Here is a 12,739-nt window from a genome sequence, read left to right on the forward strand (position 1 = left end):
ATGTCCTGGCTGGCCGACAGGAAGGCCACCAGCGACGCCATGAAGGCAATCGTCGCCACCTGGGTGTGCGGATTTAGCATGCCCATGCCGCCGATAGCGACAAACAGGCTGGCCTGGGTCAGCATCATCCAGCTGCGCCTGCGGCCCAGCTTGCCGAAATGAAAGCGGTCCATCAACGGCGACCACAGGAATTTCCAGGTGTAGGGAAACATCACCAGCGCAAACAGGCCGAGCGCCTTGACATCCAGGCCGGATTTGCTCAGCCATGCTTGCAGCAGGCTGAGCAGGATAAACAGCGGCAGGCCGGAACTGAAGCCAAGGAAGGCGCAGATCAGCATGCGCCGGTTGAGATAGTGGTGCCAGGGATTTGAATCTGATGTCATGGATGCGCCCGCGGCGGCGGGAGTTTAGGATCCGGCGCCAGGCTGCAACCGCAGGTTGTAAGCTGGCGCCAGCTTCCTTATTTTTTTCGGAAACGGAATACCGCAAGACTACCACGCCAGTTTGGCAGCACCGATATCGGCTGGCCATCGTGCAGGGCGACGCATTCGAGCACTTCCAGGCCGACTTCATTGGCCAGCTCTTCAAAATCCTTGATGGTGGCGCAGCGCAGGTTGGGCGTGTCGTACCATTCGTACGGCAGCGACTTGGACACCGGCATGCGGCCACGCAGCAGCGCTACCCGGTGCGGCCAGTAGGCAAAATTGGGGAAAGAAACGATCGCTTCGCGCCCGACCCGGGCGATGTCACGTAATACTCCTTCAACATTTTTCATCATTTGCAGGGCCGACAGGCACAGCACGGTGTCGAAGGCGTTGTCGGCAAACAGCGTCAGCCCGGCTTCCATGTCCTGCTGGATCACCGAAACGCCGCGCGCCACGCAGACCGGGATCTTGCTATCGTCGATTTCCACACCGTAGCCGGCGCATTGCTTGTCGGACTGCAGGTAATCGAGCATGACGCCGTCGCCGCAACCCAGGTCAAGCACCTGCGACTCGCCGCGCACCCAGTGCGCGATAAAGGCCAGGTCGGGCCGCAAGCTGCTTAATTGATCAAAATTCATGCACTGCTCCTGCCGCTTCAGTCACTGCTGTCGATGCCGCCGGCTGTTCCAGCTCCTGCCAGATGCGGTTGTAATATTCCCCCACCACGCTCATGTAGCGCGGATCGTCCAGCAAAAAGGCGTCGTGGCCGTGCGGCGCATCGATCTCGGCATAACTGACGCGGCGCTTGTTGTTGACCAGCGCCTGCACCATTTCACGGCTGCGTTCCGGCGAAAAACGCCAGTCGGTCATGAACGAGACCAGCAGGAATTGCGCCTGGGTCTTGCTCAGGGCGCGGGTCAGGTCGCCGTCGTATTCCTTGGCCGGGTCGAAATAATCGAGGGCCTTGGTGATCAGCAGGTAGGTATTGGCGTCAAAGTATTCGGAGAATTTGTCGCCCTGATAGCGCAGGTAGGATTCGATTTCGAAATCGATGCCGAAACCGAACTGGTAGGCGCCGGAACGCAGGTCGCGGCCAAATTTCTCGGCCATGTCGTCGTCCGACAGATAAGTGATGTGGCCCACCATGCGCGCCACCCGCAAGCCGTTCTTCGGCACCACGCCATGGGCGTAATAGTCGCCGCCATGGAAACCGGGGTCGGTCAGGATGGCCTGGCGCGCGACGTCGTTGAACGCGATGTTTTGCGCCGACAGCTTGGGCGTCGAGGCGATCACCACGCAATGGCGCAGGCGGGCCGGATACAACAGGCTCCAGGCCAGCGCCTGCATGCCGCCCAGCGAACCGCCCATGACGGCGGCGAACTGGGCGATGCCGAGCGCATCGGCCAGGCGCGCCTGCGCTTGCACCCAGTCTTCCACGGTCACGACCGGGAAGTCCGCGCCATACGGTTTGCCGGTGGCGGCGTTGATGTGCATGGGGCCGGTCGAGCCGAAACAGGAACCGAGGTTGTTGACGCCGATGACGAAGAACTTGTTGGTGTCGAGCGCCTTGCCCGGCCCCACCATGTTGTCCCACCAGCCGACATTCTTTTCATCGTCCTGGTACACGCCGGCGACGTGGTGCGAGGCATTCAGGGCGTGGCAGACCAGCACCGCATTCGACTTGTCGGCGTTGAGGCTGCCGTAGGTTTCGTACACCAGCGTGTAATCCGCCAGCAGCGCGCCGCTTTGCAGCTGCAGCGGCGTCGCGAAATGCATGGACTGCGGGGCAACTATTCCGAGGGACATGGTAAGGACCTAATAACAATAAAAAAAGCCCGAGAGCTTTCGCTAATCGGGCTAAATTCTGGGCTTGTACTTCAAGCTCGCTTTAGCCGTATTTATTTGGCAGCGCCTGGCCCTGGGACCGGATGCTGCCGCGCGCCCGCAAGCTGAGGTGGTGAGACCATTCAAATCGGCGCGATAGCTCAAGAATAACCAAGTCGGGGCCTGGCGTCAAACCGGAACTGTATAACTATATATATCAGGCGGTCATGCGCATCTGGCTGACAGCCGCGGCGATTGCGCTCGGCTCGGTATTGCGCAGGATTTTCCGGGTTTGCAGCGTCAGTTCGTCCAGGTCGCTGTTCAGCACTTCCTGCTTCACCGCCAGCAGCTGCGCCGGATGCATGGAAAACTCCAGCAGCCCCATGCCCAGCAGCAAACGCGTGAATTTGACGTCGCCCGCCATTTCGCCGCATACCGAGACCGGAATGCCGGCCTTGCGGCCCAGCGCAATCACGGTCGACAGCAGGAACAGCACCGCCGGATGCAGCGGATTGTACAAATGCGCCACTTCGTGGTCGACGCGGTCGATCGCCAGCGTGTATTGGATCAGGTCGTTGGTGCCGATCGACAGGAAATCCATGCGCTTGATAAACATCGGCAGGGCCAGCGCCGCCGCCGGGATTTCTATCATGGCGCCGGTCTGGATCGATTCGTCGAAGGCGACGCCTTCATCGCGCAGCTGCTGCTTGGCCTGTCCGATCATGGCCAGGGTCTGGTCGATCTCGAACGCGTGCGCCAGCATCGGGATCAGCAGCTTGACCTTGCCGAAGGCCGAAGCGCGCAAGATTGCCCGCAACTGCGTCAGGAACAGCTGCGGCTCGGCCAGGCAGTAACGGATCGCACGCAAGCCCAGCGCCGGGTTGAGCGCGGTCTGCTCCTCGGTATTGATCGGCTTGTCGGCGCCGACATCGAGCGTGCGGATGGTCACCGGCCGGCCCTTCATCGCCATCACTGCCTGGCGGTAGGATTCGAACTGTTCATCCTCGGTCGGCAGCTCATGCTGGGGGCCGATGCGGCCCATGAACAGGAATTCCGAACGGAACAGGCCGACGCCGCTGGCGCCGGCATCCATCGCCGCTGCGCAATCGCTGGGCAGCTCGATGTTGGCCAGCAGGCTGATTTCAGTGCCGTCCAGGGTCACCGAGCGAGTCTTCTTGATCTTGCCGAGTTTCCGGCGCGAACGCAGCAGGTGCACCTGCCGTTCGCGATATTGTTTGAGTATCACTGTTGCAGGATCGACAATCACGACGCCGGCATCGCCGTCAATGATGATCCAGTCATCCTGCTTGATCAGGCGCGAAGCGTTGTTCATGCCGACCGCGGCCGGGATATCCAGGCTGCGCGCCACGATCGCGGTATGCGAGTTCTGGCCGCCGAGGTCGGTGACGAAACCGGCGAAGGCGCGGTCGCGGAATTGCAGCATGTCGGCCGGGGAAATGTCGTAGGCCACCACCACGATATTGGCGAACGAAGCGCCGTCGCTGTCGACTTCCGGCAACCGGGTGGAAGTGCCGGTCAGCACTTTCAGCAGGCGTTCACCGACCTGCAGCACGTCCATCTTGCGCTCGCGCAGGTAGGTGTCTTCGATTTCGTCGAATTGCGCCGACAGCTCGTCGATCTGGGTCACCAGCGCCCACTCGGCGTTATATTGACGGTTGCGGATGATATCGAGCGACATCTCGGCCAGCATCGGGTCCGACAGGATCAGCAGGTGGACGTCGACAAAGGCGCCCAGCTCGGGCGGCGATTCTTTCGGCAGGTCGGCGCGTATGGTCTGCAGCTCAGTGCGCACCTTGGTGACGGCGTTCTGCAGGCGCTGGACTTCGGCTTCGATCTCGGTTTCGCCGATCAGGTAGTGTTTGACATCCATCGCCGCCGGCGCCAGCAGATGGGCGCGGCCGATCGCGATGCCGCGTGAAACCGGAATGCCATGTAAGGTGAAGGATGCCATCTGGTCGCCCAATTTTATACATTGTGGGGCAGAGTCCAACGGCTACCCTGTTCCCAACTGACTAGATAAAACGCTTAAATTACAAAAAATAATTGGGCAGTGTCCGGACACGCGTCTCGGCGTGTACGGTCACAAATCAGGATCATTCCCCCTCGCCGAACTTGTCTTGAATCAACTGATATAAGGCATCAAAGCAGGTCTTCTCGTCTTCGCCCTCGGCTTCCAGCAATATCGTGCTGCCCTTGCCGGCTGCCAGCATCATCACGCCCATGATCGACTTGGCGTTGACGCGGCGCTTGTTGCGGGTCATCCAGACTTCACTTTTGAATTTGCTTGCCAGTTGCGTAAATTTGGCTGACGCGCGAGCGTGCAAGCCGAGTTTATTGATGATTTCGATTTCTTGTTGAATCATTTGTCTTTTATCTAATATTGGATTTATTGAAAGACCCGGCCCTGACAGACAAACACTTAATGCGCCACGCGTACCCGGTTATCGACCCTGACCGCCCCGCCCTGGCCGCCCGCCAGCGCCATTTCAGTCACCACGTCGAGGGTATCGTTGCGATAGGTCAAGGCGCGCAGCAGCATCGGCAGGCTGATGCCGGCAATCACCTGGGTCTGGTTGCCGGTGCAAAACGGCAGCGTGCAATTGGATGGCGTACCGCCCATGACGTCGGTAATCACCAGCACCCCCGAACCATCGTCCAGGCGCGCCGCGGCCTGCTTGGCCAGTTTCTGCACTTCGACAGGATTCTGGTCGGCGACCACATCGATTGCTTCGAGCCGCTCCGGCATCTGGCGAAACACGTGAGAGGCAGCTGCGATGAATGCCTGGCCCAGAGGGGCGTGGGTTAAAAGGAGAATGCCAATCATAGTTTCAATTTCAAATCCGGCTTGCGGATTCGTCCCGGTTTACAACGGTTTTACAGCAACGACCGTCCTGGTCTGCAGCTTTGGCTGCCAGTGACCAAGACAACAAAATAAGTTACAGCGCTGCTTCCAGCGCATCGATAAACATCTCGGCAACATCAAAACCGGCCTGCTGTTTAATTTCCTGAAAGCAAGTTGGGCTGGTGACGTTGACTTCGGTCAGATAATCGCCAATCACGTCTAATCCTACCAGTAACAGGCCGCGCTGTGATAACACCGGCCCAAGTGCTTCGCCGATTTCGCGGTCGCGCGCCGTCAGCGGCTGGGCGACGCCGATGCCGCCGGCCGCCAGGTTGCCGCGCACTTCGCTGCCTTGGGGGATCCGCGCCAGCGAATAGGGCACGACTTTACCGCCAATTACCAGTACGCGCTTGTCGCCAGCGACTATTTCCGGGATGAAACGCTGGATCATGATGGTGCGGTGGCCGTTGTCGGTCAGGGTTTCGATGATCGAGCCCAGGTTCAAGCCATCCTGCCGCACCCGGAAAATGCCGGCGCCGCCCATGCCGTCGAGCGGCTTCAGGATCACGTCCTGGTGTTCCGCGTGGAAGGCGCGCAAGCGGACCGCATCGCGCGTCACCAGGGTCGGCGAGGTGTATTTGGAGAATTGGGCAATCGCCAGCTTTTCATTGTGGTCGCGGATCGCCTGCGGTTTGTTGAATACCCGCGCACCTTGTGTTTCCGCCAATTCCAGCAGATAGGTGGTGTAGATGTATTCCATGTCGAAAGGCGGATCCTTGCGCAGCAGGATCGCATCGAACTCCGACAGGAACATGGCCGACGGCGCACTGGCCCGGTACCAGTCCTTGTCGTCCCCGGTCAGGCTGACCCGGATCACGTTGGCGGTAACGACCCCGCTTTCCAGCGCCATGTCCTTTTGCTCGAACGCATAGATGGTATGGCCGCGCTTGACGGCTTCCACCATCATGGCGTAAGTCGAATCCTTATACGTCTTGAAGGTATCGAGCGGATCGGCAAGGAAAGCAATTTTCATTTTTCAGGCCCTATGGTTGTCAGGACAGCGCATTAATATTCTTCCGGATTCGGATCGGTCTTTTCCATTTCCAGCGAAGCCGCCAGCAAACCGAGGCGCGCTACCACGCCATACATATAGAAGCGGTTCGGCGCGGTAGTGCCGGGTTTGGCCAGCATATCGGGCAGCGCGTGCTGCTGGGCAAAGGCCAGCGGCACGAAATGGGCGCCCGGCGCGTTCAGGTTTTCGTTGATGCCGCGCTCGGCATGCACCCGGTAGAAACCGCCGACCACATAACGGTCTATCATGTACACCACCGGTTCCGCCACCGCGTCGTTGATATGCTCGAAAGTATGCACGCCTTCCTGGATGATCAGGTCGTGGATTTCGCCGCCGGCCTTGCCCAGCGACAGCTTCTCGCGCTGCTTGCGGCTCAGGTCCTTGATCTGGCTGACGTCGGTCACGCTCATCACGCCCATGCCGTCAGTGCCGGCGTCGGCCTTGACGATCACGAACGGTTTTTCGGTGATCCCGTATTCCTTGTATTTCTTGCGGATCTTGGCCAGCAGCGAGCTGACGCTGGCGGCCAGCTTGTCGTCGCCGTCCACCGCCTGGAAATCGACCTGGTCGACCTTGGCGAAGAACGGATTCAGCATCCACGGATCGACATCCACCAGCTTCGAGAATTTCTTGACCACCTCATCGTACGCCGTGAAATGGTTGCTCTTGCGGCGCACGGTCCAGCCGGCGTGCAGCGGCGGCAACACATTCTGCTCGTTCAGGTGCTCCAGTATCGACGGCGTGCCGGAAGACAGATCGTTATTGAGCAAGATGGTGCAAGGGTCAAAATTCTTCAAACCCAGGCGGCGGCCGTTGGCGGAGCGCTCCAGCGGCTCCAGCGTGATGGTGCTGCCGTCCGGCAATTCGATCGTTTGCGATTCTTTCACGCTTTCATCGAGCGTGCCCAGCCGTACATGCAACCCGGTCTGGCGGAAAATCTGCATCAGGCGCGCTACGTTCTGCAAATAGAAAGTATTGCGTGTGTTCAGTTCCGGCAGCAGCAGCAGGTTTTTGGCGTCCGGACAATACTTTTCGATGGCAGCCATGGCCGCCTGTATCGCCAGCGGCAACATTTCGGGTGAAAGATTGCTGAATCCGCCCGGAAACAGGTTGGTGTCCACCGGGGCCAGCTTGTAGCCAGAATTGCGCAGGTCGACCGAGCAATAGAACGGCGGCGTGTGCTCTTGCCATTCCATCCGGAACCAGCGCTCGATAGCCGGCGTGGCTGCGAGGATTTTCTTTTCCAGATCGAGCAAAGGGCCGTTCAGGGCGGTGACAAGGTGGGGAACCATATAAAACTTTCTTTTGGGAACTATGCAGCAAACTTGCGCAATTGCCTGTGGCAGAAATGTCTTTCAGGACTTCCATGACAGGCAAGAGACGCAGATTCTAACGGGAAATGCATTATTTCGCCGCTTAACCGGTGAGAAACCGCCGGGATGCCCTCCACGGCGATGCTCCGGCAAGCGCGTCCATGAGCCAAGTTTACATCGGGCCGGTCACGGATTTTTAAAGTCCCGGAAAAACAAAAAAAGCGCCGTCGGGCGCTTGCAAAACATATCATATTATCATCGGATCCGGCCGCACCGGCCTTGCTCCCCCAAGTATCAGATCCGTTTGTACATGAAGCTGCTGTCGCTCAGCTTGCCCGTGGTCGAACGGGCATAGGCGGGAACGATGCCTGCCAGTTCAAATCCCAGCGTGTTGTACAAGGATTCCGCCGCATCGCCGGTGCGCGTCTCCAGGAACAGCAGGGAGCGGCCGTCGGCGCGCGCAATCGCTTCGGTCTGTTGCATCAGTAAGCGTGCGACGCCTTTGCGCCGCACGTCGGGGTGCACCAGCAGCTTGGAAATCTCGGCGCGGTGACGGCCGTTGGCCGGCGCCGCCAGCACCAGCTGTACGGTGCCGACGATCTGGCCGGCAAAACGCGCCACCAGCAAACGCCGGCCGCCGCTCACCAGCGAGCCGCTGACGCCGTACCAGAATGAGAAGGCATCTTCGGCATTCGGCGTTTCCAGGAATCCGATGCTGGCGCCCTGCTCCACGCAAGCCATCAGGATATCAGTGAGCGGGCCCACCACCTGATCGAACTGGTTCGCCTTGACGTCTTCAACCGTGCATGCGGTCAGGCGTTGCGGGGTGATGGTCGGGTCCAAGCTGAAATCTCCTGAAACGGCTACGGCAAAAAAACAAAATCCCAGGGCATGCCTGGGATTACATCTAACATCGCGCCGGATAGCCAATGCTGCAGCTATCCGGCACGCTCAGGCAAGACTTAATCGTGCTTAATCGTGATACGCAGATTCGCCATGACTGGAGATATCCAGGCCTTCGCGTTCTTCTTCTTCGGTCACACGCAAGCCCATGACGATGTCGACCAGCTTGAATGCGATCAGCGAAACCACGCCCGACCAGACCAGGGTGGTCAGTACGCCTTCAAACTGGATCCACAGCTGGCCGGGGATCGAATAGTCTGGCGTGACTGCATTGGCGACGTAGTCATAGATGCCGGTGCCGCCCAGGCTAGGCGCAGCGAACACGCCGGTCAGCAAAGCACCCAGGATACCGCCGACGCCATGCACGCCGAACACGTCCAGCGCATCGTCCGCACCCAGCAAGCGTTTCAGGCCGGTGACACCCCACAGGCAGATGAAACCTGCCAGCAAGCCCATGATCAGCGCACCCATCGGGCCGACAAAACCGGCAGCAGGCGTAATCGCCACCAGGCCTGCGACAGCACCCGAAGCGCCGCCCAGCATCGAAGGCTTGCCCTTGCCGATCCATTCACCGGCGCTCCAGCTCAATACCGCAGCGGCAGTCGCCAGCAAGGTATTGATGAAAGCCAGTGCGGCGCTGCCGTTGGCTTCCAGCGCGGAGCCGGCGTTGAAACCGAACCAGCCGAACCACAGCAGCGAGGCGCCGACCATGGTCAGGGTCAGGCTGTGCGGCTTGAACGCTTCCTTGCCGAAACCGACACGCTTGCCGATCACGTACGAACCGACCAGGCCGGCGATAGCGGCATTGATATGCACCACGGTGCCGCCGGCGAAATCAAGCGCGCCTTTCTGGAACAGCCAGCCGCCGGTAGCAGTCAGTTTTTCTGCAGCGGCAGCATCGGTGAAGCCATCCGGACCAGGCCAGAACCAGACCATATGCGCCATCGGCAGATAGGCGAAAGTGAACCACAAGACAGTGAACACCAGGATCGCGGAGAACTTGGCGCGCTCGGCGAAAGCACCGATGATCAGGGCGCAGGTAATCGCGGCAAACGCGCCTTGGAACACTACGTACGCAAACTCAGGCACCACAACGCCTTTGCTGAACGTGGCGGCGGCGGAATCCGGCGTCATCCCATGCAAGAACAGGCGGCTGAAACCCCCGAAGAACGCATTGCCTTCGGTGAACGCGATGCTGTAGCCGTAGAGTATCCACAGCACGATGATCAGCGAGAACACGGTGAAACACTGCATCAGCACCGACAGCATGTTCTTGCTGCGCACCAGGCCGCCGTAGAACAGGCCCAGGCCCGGCAATGTCATCAGGATCACGAACGCCGTACATACCAGCAACCAGGCGGTATCGCCCTTGTTCGGCACCGGCGCTGCCGGCGCGGCAGCGGCAGCAGCGGGAGCGCTGGCTGCCGGTGCGGCTGCGGCCGGCGCTGAAGCGGCTGGCGCGGCGACCGCTGCTGCAGGCGCATCGGCGCTGGCTGCTACGCTTGCGCTAGCACTTGCTGATGCTTCGTCGGCGGCTGACGCCGGCAACATGGAAGTAGCCGCGATCAGCGTGCAAGCCGCCAAAATCGTAGCAAACGTACTTTTGATGTTCATATTTTTTATCCCCTTAGATTGCATCTTTGCCGGTTTCACCGGTACGAATACGAATAACTTCCTGCAGATCAAATACAAAAATCTTGCCGTCGCCGATCTTGCCGGTGCGGGCCGCGTTTTCAATCGCTTCCACCGCCTGCTCCAGGATGCTGTCGTCCACCGCCGCTTCGATTTTTGTCTTCGGCAAAAAATCGACCACGTACTCGGCACCGCGGTACAGCTCAGTATGCCCTTTCTGGCGGCCGAAACCCTTGACCTCGGTCACGGTAATGCCTTGCACGCCAATCGCCGAAAGCGCTTCGCGCACCTCGTCGAGCTTGAATGGTTTGATGATTGCTGTAATCAGTTTCATGTCGGCCTCGTGTTGTTTTGTGGGGCGGCGCCTGGCGCCGCGTTGCTGCTGTCCAGTTGCGGGTTAATTGCCGTTGATCAGAAGGTCTTCGCTACCGAAAACACTACCCCGTCGCGACCCAGGTTCTTGCCGCCCGGGCTGACATACGCGTTGTCCTTGGCATTGGTGCCGATATAAGCCAGCCCCAAAGTCACGCCTGCCAGCTGCTCGAAGGTCTTGGTAGCGCCGATTTTCCAGTCGGTGTAACTGTAAAAGCTGGCGTGTTCCACAGTCTGGTGGCCAACGTGCAGTCCCAGCGTGACGCCCGCGCCGACATCGATATTGGCGCCTGCATCGTAGTAAGCGCTGCCCTTGCTGTCGACGGTGCCGAACAGGTTGGTCAGCGCATGCGAGTATTTGAAGTAGGCCGGACCGTAGCCGAGCTGCCCGTACAGTTCGAAGGTATTGGCGTTGCGGCCGATCTGGCTGTAGTTGTTGGTCGGGTAGTAGTAATACAGGCCGCCCACGTCATATGTGAAACCGCCCGGCAGCTCGCCGCGCTTGCCGGCGTAGATGTCCCATTCAATCGAACCCTTGCCGCCGGTGCCGGTGTTGGCGGTGTCGACAGCATCCTTGATCCACTTGATATTGGACAGCCAGGTCCCCGCATACAGCCCGGTCGGGTTATTGGTGTAGTCCGCTCCGCCCTGTATCGCCGGGTCCAGACGCGTTTGCGAGATGCCGCGGAAGCGGTAGTCGCTGACCGCGCCAATGTTGTAACTGATCTCGTTATCCGGCTTGGCGTCTTCGGCATGGGCGAGACCTGCGGAGAAACTTGCTGCTATTGCTGCGGCTAAAATCAGCTTTTTCATGGATGTCCCTGTTGGTATGTTGAATGAAAAACCGCTAAATCAGTACTCCTCGAACTTTCCATAGCAGAACCCATGCCAACTGTGCCGACTGCCATTTTTTCGATGGCTAGCGCCCCTTGTGGGGCGTTTTATCCACTGCTTTTGCTGATTGTTAATCAAGGGATGTGCTTGCACAAAAATATCCGCAAGAAAATGCACCACAATAAGGCAGGTATTTAAAGAAGCTTCGTTTTGGTGCAAAAATGCAGAATGAAGAACTACATGACAGACTGTAGTTGGCTACAAATCAAGTCCAGGCTTGTTGCAGGGACAATAGCGCAAGCCGGGAACGGAGATTTTTGAGAAGGTCCCGACATACTGGCGCGGTGATGCAATCCTCGCGTTGGACCCATAAATATAATCAATCTTGGCTCTTTGATGATTCCGACTTGCCGGGCTACGATAAACACTGTTTTTCACTCACGGCATTTAACCCAACGCATTCCCACAGGAGGTCATCTTGACATCTGCACCACGCCCGCCGATCCAGATCAAGCCGCTCAGCGAGCAGGATTTCGCCGCCTGGCAGCCGCAGTGGCAGGGTTACCAGGATTTTTATGAAGTCGATATCCCGCAAGCTACGCGCCTGGTGACCTGGCAGCGCCTGCTTGATCCCAAGGAACCCGCGTTCGGCGCGCTGGCGATGGCCGATGGCAAAGCAGTCGGCCTGGTCCACTGGATTTTCCACCGCTCCTGCTGGACAGTGGAAGATTCCTGCTACCTGCAAGACCTGTACGTCGCGCCGCAACAGCGCGGCGCCGGCGTCGGCCGCCTGCTGATCGAGCATGTGTATGCGCAAGCCAAAGCTGCCGGCGGCACCCGCGTGCACTGGCTGACGCACGAAACCAACAGCACCGCCATGCAGTTGTACGACCGCATCGCGCAACGTTCCGGTTTCGTACAGTACCGAAAGCAAATCACTTGATGAGAGAAGCAAGGCAGTAATGACTTAAACCGCCCCGCCGGATCAGAATTCCGATGTCGGGTTTGCCTGTATCGGTTATCATTTTTCTTATTTACCTCGAAGGGCCGATCATGAACAAACCCAACTTTTTTGACGACATCCAAGCCAAGATCAACCAGGCCATCGAAAATTCTCCCGCCAAGGATATCGAGAAAAACGTCAAGGCCATGCTGGGCCAGGGTTTCTCCAAGCTGGACCTGGTCACACGGGAAGAATTCGACGTACAAGCCCAGGTGCTGGCAAGCACCCGTGCCAAACTTGAAGCGCTTGAAGCTCGCGTTACCGAGCTTGAGGCGCAACTGAAACGCCCATGACAGGGACCTCGAAAAACCGTCGCGAGCGGCGCAAGGTCAGCAGGAGAAGCGCAACCGTACGAAAGTACGGTGAGCATCGCAGTGCTGAGATTGCGTCGCGCAGCAGGTTTTCCGAGGCTCCCTAACCGCGCCAGTGACGCTGGCGGTGCTAAAAAGCCGGGCGCTGGCAGGCATGCAAGCGCCCGCAGTCACGGTTGAAGTCCAC

At 59.0% G+C, this 12,739-nt stretch carries 13 protein-coding genes and 1 pseudogene; 2 read left to right on the plus strand and 12 right to left on the minus strand.

Annotated features, from left to right (window positions below; all coding sequences use genetic code 11):
* The 12 genes and pseudogenes from JWQ61_RS17385 to JWQ61_RS17440 all read right to left on the minus strand — a co-directional run.
* A pseudogene (locus JWQ61_RS17385) lies at positions 1-383 on the minus strand (AmpG family muropeptide MFS transporter); the annotation flags it as partial.
* Positions 384-460: 77 nt separating this feature from the next.
* A complete protein-coding gene (metW, locus tag JWQ61_RS17390) occupies positions 461-1,063 on the minus strand; it encodes a methionine biosynthesis protein MetW (RefSeq protein WP_014008126.1) in 603 nt (200 codons plus the stop codon).
* On the minus strand, positions 1,053-2,231 hold the full coding sequence (locus tag JWQ61_RS17395; RefSeq protein WP_304361625.1) for a homoserine O-acetyltransferase: 1,179 nt from the start codon (positions 2,229-2,231) through the stop codon (positions 1,053-1,055). Before JWQ61_RS17395 ends, metW begins: the two co-directional genes overlap by 11 nt.
* Positions 2,232-2,466: 235 nt before the next feature.
* A complete protein-coding gene (ptsP, locus tag JWQ61_RS17400) occupies positions 2,467-4,221 on the minus strand; it encodes a phosphoenolpyruvate--protein phosphotransferase (protein WP_304361626.1) in 1,755 nt (584 codons plus the stop codon).
* Between the two features lie 142 nt (positions 4,222-4,363).
* Entirely contained in the window at positions 4,364-4,633 is a 270-nt protein-coding gene (locus tag JWQ61_RS17405; RefSeq protein ID WP_041742652.1) for an HPr family phosphocarrier protein, read from the minus strand.
* 56 nt (positions 4,634-4,689) lie between these two features.
* Positions 4,690-5,094, minus strand: coding sequence for a PTS sugar transporter subunit IIA (locus JWQ61_RS17410; RefSeq protein WP_120234125.1), 405 nt, complete (start codon positions 5,092-5,094; stop codon positions 4,690-4,692).
* 112 nt (positions 5,095-5,206) lie between these two features.
* Positions 5,207-6,145: a glutathione synthase gene (gene gshB, locus JWQ61_RS17415; RefSeq protein ID WP_304361627.1), complete on the minus strand. Its 939-nt coding sequence runs from the start codon at positions 6,143-6,145 to the stop codon at positions 5,207-5,209.
* A 32-nt stretch (positions 6,146-6,177) separates the two neighbouring features.
* On the minus strand, positions 6,178-7,476 hold the full coding sequence (gene gshA, locus JWQ61_RS17420) for a glutamate--cysteine ligase (protein WP_014008132.1): 1,299 nt from the start codon (positions 7,474-7,476) through the stop codon (positions 6,178-6,180).
* 315 nt (positions 7,477-7,791) lie between these two features.
* Positions 7,792-8,340, minus strand: coding sequence for a GNAT family N-acetyltransferase (locus JWQ61_RS17425; RefSeq protein WP_304361628.1), 549 nt, complete (start codon positions 8,338-8,340; stop codon positions 7,792-7,794).
* 129 nt (positions 8,341-8,469) lie between these two features.
* Positions 8,470-10,014 carry an ammonium transporter gene (locus JWQ61_RS17430; protein WP_304361629.1) on the minus strand — a complete coding sequence of 515 codons (1,545 nt, stop codon included), beginning with the start codon at positions 10,012-10,014 and terminating at the stop codon, positions 8,470-8,472.
* A 13-nt stretch (positions 10,015-10,027) separates the two neighbouring features.
* On the minus strand, positions 10,028-10,366 hold the full coding sequence (locus JWQ61_RS17435; protein WP_014008135.1) for a P-II family nitrogen regulator: 339 nt from the start codon (positions 10,364-10,366) through the stop codon (positions 10,028-10,030).
* A gap of 77 nt (positions 10,367-10,443) precedes the next feature.
* Positions 10,444-11,217: a TorF family putative porin gene (locus JWQ61_RS17440; RefSeq protein WP_304361630.1), complete on the minus strand. Its 774-nt coding sequence runs from the start codon at positions 11,215-11,217 to the stop codon at positions 10,444-10,446.
* Positions 11,218-11,716: 499 nt separating this feature from the next.
* Here JWQ61_RS17440 and JWQ61_RS17445 point away from each other — a divergent pair, with 499 nt between their 5' ends.
* On the plus strand, positions 11,717-12,181 hold the full coding sequence (locus JWQ61_RS17445; RefSeq protein WP_304361631.1) for a GNAT family N-acetyltransferase: 465 nt from the start codon (positions 11,717-11,719) through the stop codon (positions 12,179-12,181).
* A 110-nt stretch (positions 12,182-12,291) separates the two neighbouring features.
* Entirely contained in the window at positions 12,292-12,534 is a 243-nt protein-coding gene (locus tag JWQ61_RS17450) for an accessory factor UbiK family protein (RefSeq protein WP_061542544.1), read from the plus strand.
* The last annotated feature ends 205 nt before the right edge of the window (positions 12,535-12,739 follow it).

Origin of the sequence: Collimonas fungivorans (assembly GCF_028292705.1) — a bacterium.
Lineage (GTDB): Bacteria > Pseudomonadota > Gammaproteobacteria > Burkholderiales > Burkholderiaceae_D > Collimonas > Collimonas fungivorans_B.